The sequence below is a fragment of the Streptomyces sp. YIM 98790 genome (assembly GCF_011421595.1).
Lineage (GTDB): Bacteria > Actinomycetota > Actinomycetes > Streptomycetales > Streptomycetaceae > Streptomyces.
Genome location: NZ_WTLH01000147.1, coordinates 1 through 15231 on the forward strand (window position 1 = coordinate 1; position 15231 = coordinate 15231).

Annotated in this window: 12 protein-coding genes and 2 tRNA genes; 13 read left to right on the forward strand and 1 reads right to left on the reverse strand. The window is 74.5% G+C overall.

Annotated elements, in window-relative coordinates; genetic code table 11:
• Nucleotides 1-30 precede the first annotated feature (30 nt).
• Nucleotides 31-1209, reverse strand: coding sequence for a M48 family metallopeptidase (locus GQS09_RS21015; protein WP_165988619.1), 1179 nt, complete (start codon nucleotides 1207-1209; stop codon nucleotides 31-33).
• Nucleotides 1210-1388: 179 nt separating this feature from the next.
• Here GQS09_RS21015 and GQS09_RS21020 point away from each other — a divergent pair, with 179 nt between their 5' ends.
• The 13 genes from GQS09_RS21020 to GQS09_RS21080 form a co-directional block, all read left to right on the forward strand.
• Nucleotides 1389-1547, forward strand: coding sequence for a hypothetical protein (locus GQS09_RS21020; RefSeq protein ID WP_165988621.1), 159 nt, complete (start codon nucleotides 1389-1391; stop codon nucleotides 1545-1547).
• A gap of 41 nt (nucleotides 1548-1588) precedes the next feature.
• On the forward strand, nucleotides 1589-2212 hold the full coding sequence (gene nadD, locus GQS09_RS21025; RefSeq protein ID WP_165988624.1) for a nicotinate-nucleotide adenylyltransferase: 624 nt from the start codon (nucleotides 1589-1591) through the stop codon (nucleotides 2210-2212).
• Nucleotides 2213-2233: 21 nt separating this feature from the next.
• Nucleotides 2234-4159, forward strand: coding sequence for an LCP family protein (locus GQS09_RS21030; protein ID WP_165988626.1), 1926 nt, complete (start codon nucleotides 2234-2236; stop codon nucleotides 4157-4159).
• A gap of 114 nt (nucleotides 4160-4273) precedes the next feature.
• On the forward strand, nucleotides 4274-4711 hold the full coding sequence (gene rsfS / locus GQS09_RS21035) for a ribosome silencing factor (protein ID WP_165988628.1): 438 nt from the start codon (nucleotides 4274-4276) through the stop codon (nucleotides 4709-4711).
• Nucleotides 4708-5364: a histidine phosphatase family protein gene (locus tag GQS09_RS21040; RefSeq protein ID WP_165988635.1), complete on the forward strand. Its 657-nt coding sequence runs from the start codon at nucleotides 4708-4710 to the stop codon at nucleotides 5362-5364. Before rsfS ends, GQS09_RS21040 begins: the two co-directional genes overlap by 4 nt.
• Nucleotides 5365-5657: 293 nt before the next feature.
• The gene (locus tag GQS09_RS21045; RefSeq protein ID WP_093837122.1) at nucleotides 5658-5891 is read left to right on the forward strand and encodes a hypothetical protein; all 234 of its coding nucleotides are present in this window, start codon (nucleotides 5658-5660) and stop codon (nucleotides 5889-5891) included.
• A 147-nt stretch (nucleotides 5892-6038) separates the two neighbouring features.
• Nucleotides 6039-6111 (forward strand) — tRNA-Ala (locus tag GQS09_RS21050).
• A 31-nt stretch (nucleotides 6112-6142) separates the two neighbouring features.
• Nucleotides 6143-6215 (forward strand) — tRNA-Ala (locus GQS09_RS21055).
• A 255-nt stretch (nucleotides 6216-6470) separates the two neighbouring features.
• Complete coding sequence (gene leuS / locus GQS09_RS21060) at nucleotides 6471-9359, forward strand: leucine--tRNA ligase (RefSeq protein ID WP_165988630.1); 2889 nt, start codon at nucleotides 6471-6473, stop codon at nucleotides 9357-9359.
• 222 nt (nucleotides 9360-9581) lie between these two features.
• On the forward strand, nucleotides 9582-10208 hold the full coding sequence (locus tag GQS09_RS21065) for a hypothetical protein (protein WP_207958091.1): 627 nt from the start codon (nucleotides 9582-9584) through the stop codon (nucleotides 10206-10208).
• A gap of 86 nt (nucleotides 10209-10294) precedes the next feature.
• On the forward strand, nucleotides 10295-11152 hold the full coding sequence (locus GQS09_RS21070; RefSeq protein ID WP_165988632.1) for a DegV family protein: 858 nt from the start codon (nucleotides 10295-10297) through the stop codon (nucleotides 11150-11152).
• A gap of 469 nt (nucleotides 11153-11621) precedes the next feature.
• Entirely contained in the window at nucleotides 11622-12506 is an 885-nt protein-coding gene (locus tag GQS09_RS21075) for a ComEA family DNA-binding protein (RefSeq protein ID WP_165988633.1), read from the forward strand.
• Nucleotides 12493-15231: ComEC/Rec2 family competence protein (locus tag GQS09_RS21080; protein WP_313896248.1), on the forward strand; the 2739-nt coding region annotated here is incomplete at its 3' end. The genes GQS09_RS21075 and GQS09_RS21080, both read left to right, overlap by 14 nt.

Consider the following 15231-nt stretch of genomic DNA (forward strand, 5'->3'; position numbering starts at 1 on the left):
TGACGCCGTGACCGCCGCGGCCCGGGCCGCTCAGCTGCCGCCCGGTGCGGCGTCCCCGCCGCCCGAGCCGCTCCCGCTGCCGGTGCCGCCCGTGCCGCCGGTCCCGGGCCGGGGCCGGCCCACGTTGGAGGCGAAGTCCCTTATCCGGCCGCCGAGGTCGGTGGCCCCGCCCGCCACATCGTTGATCAGCTTCATCAGCGGGTCCTTGCTGGTCTTCACCGAGCCGGCGTAGTGCGTGGCGGAGTCCCGCATCGAGTCCGACACCGAGGCGTCGCCGTCCGAGTCGCGGCGGATGTAGTGGCCCTCCATCAGCCGCTGGTAGTCGCGGCTCTTGGCCCACTTGTTCAGCTCCGCGGCCCGCACGGCCGCGAACGGGTGGCTGCGCGGCAGCACATTGAGGATCTTCAGCACCGAGTCGCGCAGATCGCCGCCGGCCTCGTACTCCTCGGCCTGCTCCAGGAACGCGTCCACGTTCATCTCGTGCAGGTGGTTGCCGCCGGCCAGCTTCATCAGGCCGCGCATGGAGGCCTGGAGATCCTGGCCGACCAGCAGCCCGGCCCGGTCGGCGGACAGTTCCGACTTGCGGAACCACTCCCGCAGCGCGGTGACGATCGCCATGATCGCCATGCTGCCCAGCGGAATCCAGGCGACCCGGACCGCCAGGGACGTCAGGAACAGCAGGATCGTCCGGTAGACCGCGTGGCCGGACAGCGCGTGCCCCACCTCGTGGCCGACGACCGCCCGCATCTCCTCCTCGTCGAGCAGCTCCACCAGGCCGGTGGTCACCACGATCACCGGACGGTCCAGCCCGATGCACATGGCGTTGGGCTTGGGGTCCTGCGTGACGAACATCGGCGGGACCTTGTCCAGGTCCAGGATGTGGCAGGCGTCCAGCAGCATGTGGTGCAGATGCGGGAACTGCCGCTCGCTCACCCGCACCGAGTCCGACAGGAACAGCAGCCGCAGGCTGCGCTCCGGCAGCATGGCGCTCAGCGCCTTGAAGACCGTGTCAAAACCGGTGAGCTTGCGCAGCGCCACCAGAGCCGAGCGGTCCGCCGGGTGCTCGTAGGCCCGGGAGGAGATGCCGGGGAAGCGGCGGCGCCCGCGGCCCGGCAGATGGCCGCCGCCCTCCGTACCCGGTCCTCCTCCCGGACCCCCGCCCGGGGCGGGACCGGCCTTGCCCGCCGTGTCCTCCGTGCCGTCACTCATGAGACCCCCTCCTGGTCGGCATTGCGGTGTCTCCGCTTGCTCAACGCGCCGTCCGCCCGGAGTGTCCCCGGAATCGCCGCGAGGTTCCGTGAACCGGTGGGGGGCGTCCGGTCCGGGCGTCCGGCCCGCTTACGATGACCCTACGTTTCCACATGCCCTCTTCCCTGGATAGGTCCCGCATGTTTCTCAGCAGCGTCACCACCGCCCTCACCACGCTGGCCGAAAGCGAGGGGGGCGAGCACGAGTCCTCGCTGAACGCCTATGCCATCGGTGCCGGCGCCCTGGCCGCGCTGCTTCTGCTGCTGTGGATCACCACCCGCCTGAATCGCGACCGCTGACCGGCGCCCCCATTTCGCCCCGGAGCGGTTAGGGTCGGCGCATGGGAGAGCAGATACGGCCCGGCAAACGCCGGCTGGGGGTGATGGGCGGCACCTTCGATCCCATCCACCACGGGCATCTGGTCGCCGCCAGCGAGGTCGCCCACCGGTTCGGCCTCGACGAGGTGGTCTTCGTGCCCACCGGCCAGCCCTGGCAGAAGAGCCACAAGGAGGTCTCTGCCGCCGAGGACCGCTATCTGATGACGGTCATCGCCACCGCCGAGAATCCCCAGTTCTCGGTGAGCCGGATCGACATCGACCGGCCCGGCGCCACGTACACCAGCGACACCCTGCGCGAACTGCGCGGGCTCAATCCCGAGGCGGATCTCTTCTTCATCACCGGCGCGGACGCGCTGGCCCAGATCCTGAGCTGGCGCAACGCGGACGAGCTGTTCTCCCTGGCCCACTTCATCGGCGTGACCCGGCCGGGGCACACCCTGGCCGATCCCGGGCTGCCGGGCGGCGAGGCGTCCCTGATCGAGGTGCCCGCCCTCGCCATCTCCTCCAGCGACTGCCGGGCACGGGTTTCCCGCGGGGACCCGGTCTGGTATCTGGTGCCGGATGGAGTGGTGCGCTACATCAGCAAGCGCGGGCTCTACCGGACCCCGACCGGGCCGCAGAGCTGACAGGGGTTGAAGGGCGGACTGGTGAACGACCGACAGCATCCGTACGGACAGGTGTACGGCTACGACGAGTACGGGCGCCCGCTCTACGAGCCCCTGCCGGGGCAGCATCCGCAGCAGCAGCCCTCACCGCCGGGCTACGACGCCTACGGCACCTACGGCGGCGGGCAGCAGGACGGCTACGGTCAGCAGGGATACGGCACCGGCCAGGACCAGGGCTACGACCGGGGCTACGACCAGGGCTACGACCAGGGCTACGACCAGGGCCAGGGTCATCACGGACACGGACACGGACACGGACAGGGGCACGGTCAGGGACAGGCGCAGGGGTACGGCTACGGCTACGATCCGTACGCCGCCGGGCCCGCCGCCCCCGGCGCGCCGCCCTACCCGCAGCACCAGCAGCCGGGCGCCGGGGTGCCGCCCCTGCCCGAGGCACACGGCGGCGGATATCCGCGGCCAGGCCCCGGCCCCGGCCACGACTACGGCACCGGGGGACAGCCGGCCGTGCCCGGCTACAGCACCGGTCCGCAGGCCGCCGTCCAGGGCGTGCAGGACTACACCCGCGCCCAGGACCTCCAGGACTACGACACCGGCCCGCAGCCCGCCGCGTCCGCCCCCGGGGTGCCCGCCCCGCGCCGTCCCGCCGAGCCGGGCGGCCGCCCCGGCGGCCGTGCGCGCGACGACCGGGAGTACCAGACCGAGCAGTTCTCCTTCGTCGACGAGGAGGACACCGAGTCCGAGGACGTCATCGACTGGCTGCAGTTCAGCGAGAGCCGCAGCGAGCGCCGCGAGGAGGCCAAGCGCCGCGCGCTCGGCCGCCGCAGGCTGCTCGCCCTGGCCGCCGTCCTGGCCGTGCTGGGCGCCGCCGGTTTCCTCTGGATGACCGACCGGCTGCCCTTCGTCCCCGGCTCCAGCGCCGAGGACACCGCCGAGGCCGGCGCCGAATCCCGCGACGTGATCATCGTCCACCTGCGCGAGACCGGCGGCGACACCGCCTCCACCATGCTGCTGGTGGCCAACGAGACCAGCGGCAGGGCCACCACCCTGCTGCTCCCGAACGAGCTGGTGATCACCCCGGACGGCGGCACCACCACCCTGGGCCAGGCCGTGGTGGACGAGGGCGCCGCTTCGGTCCGGGAGGCCGTGGGCATCCTGCTCGGCGCCGACATCAAGGGCACCTGGCGCCTGGACACCCCGTTCCTGGAGGTCCTGGTGGACCTGCTGGGCGGCGTCACCGTGGACACCGACACCGAGATCCCCGGTGAGGACGAGGAGCCGCTGGTCGCACAGGGCGAGGACACCCTGCTCTCCGGCCGGGCCGCGATCGCCTATGCCGTGCACCGGGCGCCCGAGGAGCCGCAGAGCGCCCAGCTCGAACGATTCGGCCAGGTCATGGCCGCCGTGCTGGCCAGGATGCCGACCTCCGCCGGGGCCGCCACCGCGGTCGTGCAGGACGTCGGGCAGATAGCCGACCCCTCACTGCCCGAGGAGGAGCTCGGCGCCAGCCTGGCCCAGCTCGGCAGGCAGGCGCAGCAGGACGGGCACGCCACCGAGCTGCTGCCGGTGGAGACCGACGGCACCATCAGCGACGAGACCGCCAACAGCGTGGTGCTGGACGTGCTGGGCGGCACGGTCACCAACGCGGACCCGGGTGCGGCCCCGCGGATCGCGGTCCGGGACGCCAGCGGCGTGGAGGGCTCGGCCGAGTCCGCCCGGATCGTGCTGATCAACGGCGGCTTCACGGTGGTGGACGCCAAGGCGGCGGACGAGACCCTGGCCGAGTCCGAGGTGCGCTACGCCGACGAGTCGCGGCGGGAGGCGGCCGTGCAGGTGGCCAGGACCTTCGGGCTCCCGGAGGAGGCCGCCGTGCAGGGCGATGTCCCGGCCACCGCGGATGTGGTGGTGCTGCTCGGCGAGGACTACGCGGAGGAGACCGCCGGGGAGTGACGGCCGGTGCGGCGGAAAACGGGCGCACGCGGGTACCCGTCCCGGGAAGCTGCTCCATGCGGGTTCATGAGACCCTGGAACGCGGAATCCCCGAGCGAGGGAGAAAGCTGCATCTTGACCGCCACCGACCGCGCCACCGAGATGATCACCGTCGCCGCCCAGGCCGCGGCCGACAAGCTGGCGCACGACATCATCGCGTACGACGTCAGCGACGTGCTGTCCATCACCGATGCCTTCCTCATCGCCTCGGCCCCGAACGACCGGCAGGTCAGGGCCATCGTGGACGGTGTGGAGGAGGAGCTGTCCCGGCTTCTGGACGCCAGACCGGTGCGCCGCGAGGGCGAGCGCGAGGGCCGCTGGGTCCTGCTCGACTACGTGGACATCGTGGTGCATGTGCAGCACTCCGAGGAGCGGACCTACTACGCCCTGGAGCGGCTCTGGAAGGACTGCCCGGAACTGCCGCTGCCGGAGGACGCCCGGCGCACCCGCGGCAAGGCCGCGGAGCATCAGGACCGGGCCGGTGCCGGCCTGCCGGGCGGTGAGCTGAGCTGAGCGGGCAGACGGGCGGCGGCCGGGGACGCCGGATCGTGCTGTGGCGGCACGGCCAGACCGCGTGGAACGTGGAGAACCGCTTCCAGGGCAGCACCGACATCGACCTGACCGCCGAGGGCGTGGCGCAGGCCCGCCGCTCCGCGCAGATGCTCGCCCGGCTGCGGCCGGACGCCATCATCGCCTCCGACCTGCGCCGCGCCCAGGACACCGCGGCCGAGCTGGCCGCGCTGACCGGCACCGAGGTGCAGCACTATCCGGAGCTGCGGGAGACCTACGCGGGCGTCTGGCAGGGGCTGACCCACGACGAGATCATGGCCCGTTACGGCGAGGAGTACGCGGCCTGGAAGCGCGGCGAGCCGGTGCGGCGCGGCGGCGGCGAGCTGGAGACCGAGGTCGCCGACCGGGCGGCGCCGTGCGTGGAGCGCTCGGTGGAGAAGCTGCCGGACAACGGTGTGCTGGTGGTGGTCAGCCACGGCGGCACCATCCGGACCACCATCGGCCGGCTGATCGGGCTGGACCCGGGCAGCTGGGAGGCGCTCGGCGGGCTGTCCAACTGCTGCTGGTCGGTGCTCGGCTGGAGTGTGCGGGGCTGGCGCCTGCTGGAGCACAACGCCAGCAGCCTGCCCGCCCCGGTGATCGGGGACGACACCTGACACCGTGCCGGGGGGCGGCTCCGCAGGCGCCTTCCCGCGGGAGTTCGCCCGCGCAATGAACCGCGCGGGTATCGATCCCGTCTCCCTTGGCAGGGAGGCGGGATTTCTCGCTTATCTGAAGGGTATGGGCCGTGGCAGAATCGAATCCGCCGGACCGGGGTCCGGGCCCGAGCCGCCGCGCTGTGGACGACCCCTGCCGCGCCCCGTGCGGGCCGGCCGGCGGTGACGCTCCTGTGACGACGGAGGATGTCCACGTGCGCTACGCCCGCGACCGAGGCCGGAGCTGATCGCGCATGGGTGCTCACAGCAGGAAATGCGACTGGTGCGGCAGCGGCACTCCGATCGTGCGTGATCTGGAGCCGGTGAACCCGTCCTACCAGTACTGGTGTGTGGAGTGCGCGCGGGCGCTGATCATAAAAGGTGACCCGATCGAGGTATACCGCGAACTGGAGGGCGAGCCGATCTACGGGCGGCTGCTGGAGGAGCACTGCACCCTGAAACGCTTCTACACCTTTGCCAGCGCCTGAGGGCGGCCGCCCGGGCTTCCTGGCCGGGCCGCCGGCCGGGCCGCTGGTCGGGCCGCTGCCGGGGCCGGCCGGAACCGATTTGCCATCCCACCCCGGCCGCCGTGTACAGTAGGCGTCGCCGCTGCGGGAGACCGCCGGAAAGAACCAGGGGCTATAGCTCAGTTGGTAGAGCGCTTGCATGGCATGCAAGAGGTCAGGAGTTCAATTCTCCTTAGCTCCACGGGTCCTCCGTCGCAGCGGCATCCCTTCGCGGGGCTATAGCTCAGTTGGTAGAGCGCTTGCATGGCATGCAAGAGGTCAGGAGTTCGATTCTCCTTAGCTCCACATTCCGCAGCGGGCCGCCCGGTATTCCGGGCGGCCCGATTGCCGTTCTGTCCGGTATCCGGGCGGCCGCGGCCTCCGCTCCCCGTGGTCCACCGGGTGCGGTACGCTACCCCCATGCGTGCCGTACGCCTTCTGCTTACCGGGCCGCGCTGACCACGGCCGCCCTCCCGGGCGGAGTCGGCGCGGCGTCCCCTCCTGTGCGAGGGGCTTTTTCATGTCCGGGGCAGACGACGATCCGATGCTGGAGCTGGAACGATGACCGACACACACAGGTACGGGGCCGCGCTGGCGGCGGACATCGAGGCACGCTGGCAGGACCACTGGGAGGAGCACGGCACCTACCAGGCGCCGAACCCCAAGGGGGACCTGGCGGCGCCCGCCGGGGACGAGCGGGCCGGGCGCCCCAGCCGGTTCATCATGGACATGTTTCCCTACCCCTCGGGCGCGGGTCTGCACGTGGGGCACCCCCTGGGGTACATCGCCACCGACGTCTACGCCCGGTATCTGCGCATGACCGGGCACAACGTGCTGCACACCCTGGGCTTCGACGCCTTCGGCCTGCCCGCCGAGCAGTACGCGGTGCAGACCGGCACCCACCCGCGGGTGTCCACCGAGGCCAACATCCGCACCATGAAGGCCCAGCTGCGGCGGCTGGGCCTGGGCCACGACCAGCGCCGCTCGTTCGCCACCATCGACCCGGACTACTACCGCTGGACCCAGTGGATCTTCCTGCAGATCTTCAATTCCTGGTACGACGAGCGGGCGGACCGGGCCCGGCCGATCGGGGAGCTGGTGGCCGAGTTCGCGTCGGGCGAGCGGCAGACCCCGGACGGCCGGCCGTGGGGCGAGCTGACCAGCGCCGAGCGCGCCGACCTGCTGGGCCGCCACCGGCTGGCCTACGCCACCGACGCCCCGGTCAACTGGTGCCCCGGCCTGGGCACCGTGCTGGCCAACGAGGAGGTCACCGCGGACGGCCGCTCGGAGCGCGGCAACTTCCCGGTGTTCAAGGCCAAGCTGCGGCAGTGGAACATGCGGATCACCGCCTATGCCGAGCGGCTGCTGACCGACCTGGACGCGCTGGACTGGCCGGAGGCCATCAAGCTGCAGCAGCGCAACTGGATCGGCCGCTCCGAGGGAGCCCGGGTGGACTTCGCCGTGGAGCGCCCGGCCGACGCGGCCGGGAACGGCGACGAGACCGAGGCGGACGGCCGCATCACCGTCTTCACCACCCGCCACGACACCCTGTTCGGGGCCACCTACATGGTGCTGGCGCCGGAGCACCACCTGATCGACGCGGTGCTGCCGGCCGCCTGGCCGGAGGGCACCGGCGAGGCATGGACGGGCGGGTACGCCACCCCGGCCGAGGCCGTGGCCGCGTACCGCAAGCAGGCCGCGACCAAGTCCGATGTGGAGCGGCAGGCCGAGGCCAAGGAGAAGACCGGCGTCTTCACGGGGGCCTTCGCCGTCAACCCGGTCAACGGCGAGAAGCTGCCGGTGTTCATCGCCGACTACGTGCTGATGGGCTACGGCACCGGCGCCATCATGGCCGTGCCCGCCCACGACGAGCGGGACTTCGAGTTCGCCCGCGCCTTCGGCCTGCCCATGCGCTGCGTGGTCGACCCGGGAGAGGACCGTTCCACGGACCCGGCCGACTGGGACCAGGCGTTCGTCTCCCACGACGCGCGGATCATCAACTCGGCCGGGCCGGAGGTCTCGCTGGACGGGCTGCCGGTGCCGGAGGCCAAGGCCCGGATGGCGGACTGGCTGGAGTCCGCCGGGGCCGGCCGGGGCACGGTCAACTACCGGCTGCGGGACTGGCTGTTCAGCCGCCAGCGGTACTGGGGCGAGCCGTTCCCCATCGTCTACGACGAGGACGGCGTGGCGCACGGCCTGCCGGAGTCCATGCTGCCGCTGGAACTGCCGGAGGTGGAGGACTACTCGCCGCGCACCTTCGACCCGGAGGACGCCGACACCCAGCCGGAGACCCCGCTGTCCCGGAACGAGGAGTGGGTGAACGTCACCCTGGACCTGGGTGACGGCCGCGGCCCGCGCCGCTTCCGGCGGGAGACCAACACCATGCCCAACTGGGCCGGTTCCTGCTGGTACGAGCTGCGCTACCTGGACCCGCACAACGACGAGAAGCTGGTCGACCCGGACATCGAGCGCTACTGGATGGGCCCGGACGAGGCCAAGCCGCACGGCGGTGTGGACCTGTACGTGGGCGGCGCGGAACACGCCGTGCTGCATCTGCTGTACGCCCGCTTCTGGCAGAAGGTGCTGTACGACCTGGGCCATGTCTCCTCGGCCGAGCCGTTCCACAAGCTGTTCAACCAGGGCATGATCCAGGCGTACGTCTACCGCGACCGGCGCGGTTTCCCGGTCCCGGCCGCCGAGGTCGAGGAGCGGGACGGGAAGTGGTGGCACGGCGGGGAGCAGGTCCGGCGCGAGCTGGGCAAGATGGGCAAGTCGCTGAAGAACGCGGTCACCCCGGACGAGATCTGCGCCGAGTACGGGGCCGACACCCTGCGGCTGTACGAGATGGCCATGGGCCCGCTGGACGTCTCCCGGCCCTGGGACACCCGGGCGGTGGTCGGCCAGTTCCGGCTGCTGCAGCGGCTGTGGCGGAACGTGGTGGACGAGACCACCGGTGAGACCGTGGTGACGGACGACGAGCCGGACGAGGCCACGCTGCGCGCCATGCACAAGGCCGTCGACGGCGTCCGCCGGGATCTGGCCGGACTGCGGTTCAACACCGCGATCGCCAAGATCACCGAGCTGAACAACCACGTCACCAAGCAGGGCCGCACTGAACGGGTGGTCGCCGAGACGCTGGTGAAGCTGATCGCGCCGCTGGCCCCGCACATCGCCGAGGAGCTGTGGCGGAGGCTGGGCCGCGCCGGCTCGGTCGTGCACCAGGACTTCCCGGTCGCCGACCCGGCCTATGTGGTGGACGAGACGGTGACCTGCGTGGTGCAGATCAGGGGCAAGGTGCGGGCCCGGCTGGAGGTGCCGCCGTCCATCGCCGCGGAGGAACTGGAGAAGGCCGCGCTGGCCGATCCCGCGGTGGTCTCCGCGCTGGGCGGCGCGGGCGTGCGCAAGGTGATCGTCCGGGCGCCCAAGCTGGTCAACATCGTGCCCGCCTGAGCGGGCCCCGCCCGAGAGGTGCGGCGGGGCGGCGGGGCGGCGCCGCCGGTGTGGTCCGGTGCCGTCCGTGGCCGGAAGCGCTCCCGTAGGGGACGGCCCGGAAGCCCCTCCGGGGTCCGGGCCGTCCCCGTGTCCGTGCCGTGGGCATACCCTTGAGGGAGCCGGTGGCACTGCGCCGGCGACGAGCGGGACCGGGCGGCCCTAGCGGAAGCGGAGCGGACCATGGAAATCGTCCTCGCCATCGTGGCCCTGGTGCTGGCGTTCCTGACGGTGGCCACCATCGCCGCCGTGCGCGGCGTACGGGCCGCCAGGCGCGGCATCGAGCGCGGCGTGCGGCAGGCCCGCCGCGCCGTCACCGACGCCACCCTCCGCGCCCGGGCGTCCCAGCCCGGGCCGGTCGGCGAAGCGGCGCGGGCCCGCAAGGAGCTGCGCGAGTCCCTGCACAGCACCCGCGCCGTGCTGGCCGCGGTCTCGGAGAACGACCCCGCGCTGGGCGAGGCCCGGTCACTGCTGGAGCAGCTGCACCAGCACGCGCAGCAGGTGGACGGCGAGCTCGCCATGCTGATGGATGCCGAGCCGGACCGCGCCCGGCTGGCCGCCCGGCTGCCGGAGCTGCGCCGGCGCGCGGAGCGCATCAAGAGCTCGGCGGACTCGCTGCGGCACGCCGCCCAGGACCGGGTGCTGCACCACGACGCCGAGCAACTCGACGCCCTGCAACGGCAGATCGAGATCGAGTCCGGGGCGCTGCGGCACTGGACCCCGCCCGAGCAGGAGAGCGGGCGGGCGCTGCCGCCGGAGCCGCCGCGCCGCGAGCTGTTCCGCAAGGCCCCGCGCGACGACGCGTCCTGAGGCGGCGGGGGCGGCCAGGTCAGGGAAAGGTTGCGACGCCCGGGACAACGGCGCCGAGGGGGAAGTGCTCGCGTATCCTCCGATCCATGTCCCGTGCCGCTGCCCCCCGCCTCGCCATCGTCACCGACTCGACGGCCCACCTGCCGCAGGCGGTGCTGGAACGGCACGGGATCACCTCGGTCCCGCTGACCGTGGTGCTGGACGGCGAAGCGGTGGAGGACGGCACCGAGGACGCGGCACGCCGGCTCACCCAGGCGCTGCGGCAGCGGCAGGCGGTGACCACCTCGCGGCCCAGCCCGGCCGCGTTCGCCGAGACCTACCGGCGGCTCGCCGGGGCCGGTGCCCGGGCGATCGTCTCGGTCCATCTGTCCTCGGAGATCTCCGGCACCCATGACGCGGCCCTGCTGGCCGCCCGGGACGCCCCGGTGCCGGTGCGGGTGGTGGACAGCAGGCTGATCGCCATGGGGCTGGGCTTTGCGGTGCTCTCCGCGGCCGAGGCGGCGGAGGCGGGCGGCACCGCGGACGAGGCGGCGGCCGCGGCGGCCAAACGGGCCGAGGGCGCGGCGGCGTTCTTCTACGTGGACACCCTGGAACATCTGCGGCGCGGCGGGCGGATCGGCACCGCGCGGGCGCTGTTCGGCTCCGCGCTGGCGGTCAAGCCGCTGCTGGAGATGGCGGAGGGCCGCATCGAGCTGCGCGAGAAGGTGCGTACCGCGGGGCGGGCCATCGCCCGCCTGGAGGACCTGGCCGTGCAGCACGCGGGCAGCGGACCGGTGGACATCGCGGTCCAGCATCTGGCGGCGGGGGAGCGTGCCGCGGAGCTGGCCGAGCGGCTGGCGGCGCGGCTGCCGGGCCTGGGCGAGCTGCACGTCAGCGAGGTCGGCGCGGTCCTCGGCGCGCACACCGGGCCCGGCCTGCTGGGCGCCGTCGTCGCCCCGCGCTAGCGGTACTCGGTCACGAGTCTGGTGACAGGCGGGTGATCGGTGGCCAGTCCGGGCAGCGGCCCGCCCCGGGCCACGGCCGTGTGCAGGCCGGTGACGGCGGCCGCCGCTCCGGCGCAGAGCAGTGCCAGGGCGGCAGCGGCGGCCGGTGTTGCAGAAGCGGAGCCAGGGTGCGGGTGCGCCGGCCGCACACCGTCCTTCCGCCGCCGTGTGCCGCGACGGCGNGGTGTTGCAGAAGCGGAGCCAGGGTGCGGGTGCGCCGGCCGCACACCGTCCTTCCGCCGCCGTGTGCCGCGACGGCGGCCGGGCCGGTGCCCCGCGCGGGGCGGGTGGCGGCCGTCGGTGCCGTTGCGCCGCCCTGGCGTGCCGCCGGGGGCGCACGGGGTGGTGTCACTCGTCCGGGGGAGGGGTTGTCCACAGGCGCGGACCAAGATCGACATGAATCCGGCGTTGCCCCTTACCGTCCCGGGGCATGGGAGATCATGCACACAGCGGCGGGCAGGACGTGCGGGAGCGGGCCTCGGTGCTCTTCACCGGATCCGTTCCCCCCACCGGCCCCCCGGACCCGGAGGGGCCCGCCGAGGCGGGGGAGCGGGAACCGCGGACGGCCGGGCCCCGGCTGCCGTGGCGGCAGCGGGCGCGGCTGGCGCTGCTGGACCGGCTGCCGCGGTGGGCGGCGCCGCGCTGCGGCGTCGCGCCGAGGACGCTGGCGGCCGTCGGCGTGGTGCTGGCCATCGCGACCGGCTTCGCCGTGCATCACTACGCCACCGGGCGGCCCCGGGCGGCGCCCGCGCCGGAGCCGGTGCCGGTGGCCGCGTCCACCGCCGAACCCGGCGGACCCGTCACCGGCGGTGACAGCAGTGGCAGCGGTGACAGCGGTGGCAGCGCGGGGGGAAGCGGGGACGCGGGGGATGCCGGGGAGCCCGGGTCGGTGGTGGTCGACGTGGCCGGGGAGGTGGCCGAGCCCGGGGTGATCACCCTGCCGGAGGGCTCCCGGGTGGCCGACGCGCTGCGCGCCGCCGGAGGCGTCACCCCCGGCACCGACATCACCGGCCTCAACCGGGCCCGGGTGCTGGCGGACGGCGAGCACCTGGTGGTCGGCGCGGCGGGGCAGGAGGCCGCCCCCGCCCCCGGACCGGGCTCCGCCCGGCCGCCGGCCGAACCGGGCCCGGTGAACCTGAACACGGCCACCGCCGAGGAACTGCAGACGCTGCCCGGGATCGGGCCGGTGCTGGCCGGCCACATCGTCGACCACCGGGACCGGCACGGCCGCTTCACCGCCGTCGAACAGCTCCTGGAGGTCAGCGGCATCGGCGACCGCCGCCTGGCAGATCTGCGGGACCGTGTCGTCCTCTGAACCGGCGGCTGCCGGGGGCGGGCAGCCCCGCCACCCGGTGCACGCCGCCTCCAGACACCGCCTCGGCGCCTCCCGTCCGCGCCAGGACCACCCCGCCGACCTGCGTCTGCTGCCCGCCGCGGGCGCCGCCTGGGCCATGGCCGCGCTCGCCCTCACCCTCCCCGCCGCGGTGACCGCCGCGCTGGCCGCCGGGTGCGGTGCGGCCGCGCTGCTCGCCGTGCCGCTCACCCGGGCCCGGCGGCACCGGCCGCTGGCCGCCGCTGCCGCCCTGGCACTGCTCTGCGCCGGAGCGGCGGCCGCCGTCACCGGCCTGCACACGGCCGTGGCCCGGGGCGGGCCGCTGCCCGGACTGGCCCGCGACCACCGCCATGTCACCGTCGAACTGACCGTCACCGCCGATCCGCGCCCGCCCCGTTCGCCCGCCGGGGAGACCGGCCGGCCCAGGCCGCTGCTGATCGAGGCNCGGGGCGGGCCGCTGCCCGGACTGGCCCGCGACCACCGCCATGTCACCGTCGAACTGACCGTCACCGCCGATCCGCGCCCGCCCCGTTCGCCCGCCGGGGAGACCGGCCGGCCCAGGCCGCTGCTGATCGAGGCCACCGCGCACCGCGTCACCACCCTCGACGGCACCGCCGCACAGATCCGCAACCCGGTGCTGCTGGTCGTCACCGGCCCGGAGGAGGACCGGGAGGCATGGGCGGCGCTGCTGCCCACCACCCGGCTGCGGGTGGCGGGCCGGCTCGCCACGCCGTCCCCGGGCATCTCCCACCGGCTCGCCGCCGTCCTGGTCACCGACGGCACCGAGCCGCCCCGCACCACCGCCGGGCCCGGCCTGCCGCAGCGCCTGGCCGGCCGGCTGCGCACCGGGCTGCGGGAGGCCGCCGACCCGCTGCCCGCCGACCCGCGCGGCCTGCTCCCCGCCCTGGTCATCGGCGACACCTCGCGGCTCCCCGCCGACCTCCAGGAGGCCGTCCGGGCAGCGGACATGGCGCACCTGGTGGTGGTGTCCGGGGCCCACCTGGGCATCGTGCTGGCGGTGCTGACCGGGCGGCCCGGCATGGCCGCACGGGCCGAGCGCGGCGGGCTGGCGCCGCTGCTGGGCCTGCCGCTGCGCACCACCGCACTGCTGGGCCTCGGCCTGGTGGCGGGATTCGTGGTGCTGTGCCGGCCGGGGCCGAGCGTGCTGCGCGCCTCGGTGTGCGGGGCCCTGGCGCTGCTCGCGGTCGCCACCGGCCGGCGCCGCTCCCTGCTGCCCGCGCTGGCCGCTGCCGTGCTGCTGCTCGTGCTGTACGACCCGGCCGGGCAGGCCCGCTCCTTCGGCTTCCTGCTCTCGGTGGCGGCCACCGGCTCACTGCTCACCCTCGCCCCGCGCTGGAGCGCGGCGCTCAGGCGCCGCGGTGTACCGGGCCGGCTCGCCGAGGGGCTGGCCGCGGCGGGCGCCGCCCAGGCGGTGTGCGCACCGATCGTCGTGGTCTTCTCCGGGCGGGTGAGCCTGGTGGCCATCCCGTGCAATCTGCTGGCGGAGCCGGCCTTCGCGCCCGCCACCGTGCTGGGCTGGGCGGCGCTGGTCCTGGCCCCGGTGTTCCCGCCCGCCGCCGAGGCGCTGGCCTGGCTGGCGGGCTGGCCCGCCCGCTGGATCGCCGCGGTGGCCCGCACCGGGGCCGGTCTGCCGGGCGCCGAGGCGGGCTGGCCCGGGGGCTGGGGCGGGGCCGTGCTGCTCGCCGTGCTGACCCCCGCCCTGCTGGTGCTGGCCCGCCGCGCCGTGCGCCACCCCGCGGCCGTCGCGGCGGCCGCGCTGCTGCTCCTGCTCGCCCTGGTCCGGCCGCCCGCGCTGACCTCCCTGCTCACCGGCTGGCCGCCGCCGGGCTGGCTGCTGGTGGCCTGCGATGTCGGACAGGGCGACGCCCTGGTGGTGCGGGCCGGGGAGGGCTCGGCGCTGGTGGTCGACGCCGGTCCCGACCCGCGGGCGGTGGACCACTGCCTGCGCGGGCTCGGCGTGGAGCACATCCCGCTGCTGGTGCTGACGCACTTTCACGCCGATCATGTGGCGGGCCTGCCGGGGGTGCTGCGCGGCCGGAGCGTCGCCGCCGTGCAGACCTCACCGGTGCGGGACGAGCCCGGGCAGGCCGACCGGGTGGCGGCCGTCGCCCGCGCCGCCGGCATCCCGCTCACCGTCTCCGCGCCGGGCGAGCGGCGCACCCTCGGCGACGGACTGGCCTGGCAGGTGCTGTGGCCGCCGGAGCGGGCGGCGGGCCACGGCGCCAACGACGCCAGCGTCACCCTGCTGCTCCGTGTCCACGGGCTGACCGTGCTGCTGCCCGGTGACATCGAACCGCCGGCCCAGCGGGCGCTGCTGGCCGCCCACCCGGGCCTGCCCCCGGTGGATGTGCTGAAGGTGCCGCACCACGGCTCGCGTTACCAGCACTGGCCGCTGCTGGACCGGCTGCGTCCGCGGATCGCGCTGATCTCGGCCGGGGCGGGCAACAGCTACGGCCACCCCGCCCCGGAGACCCTGGCCGCCCTGCGCGCTCTGGGCGCCCTCACCCTGCGCACCGACCACCACGGACCCCTGGCCGTGCTCTCCGGCCCCGGCGGACCGGCCGCGGTCACGGCCCGGGGGAGGAGGCGGGCGGACCGCGGCGCAGGGCGCGGCGGGCGCGGACGGCGGGGTCTTGGCCGCAGGGGAGGACCAGCCAGGCCGCCGGGGCCGGGGCCCGGGGCCGCG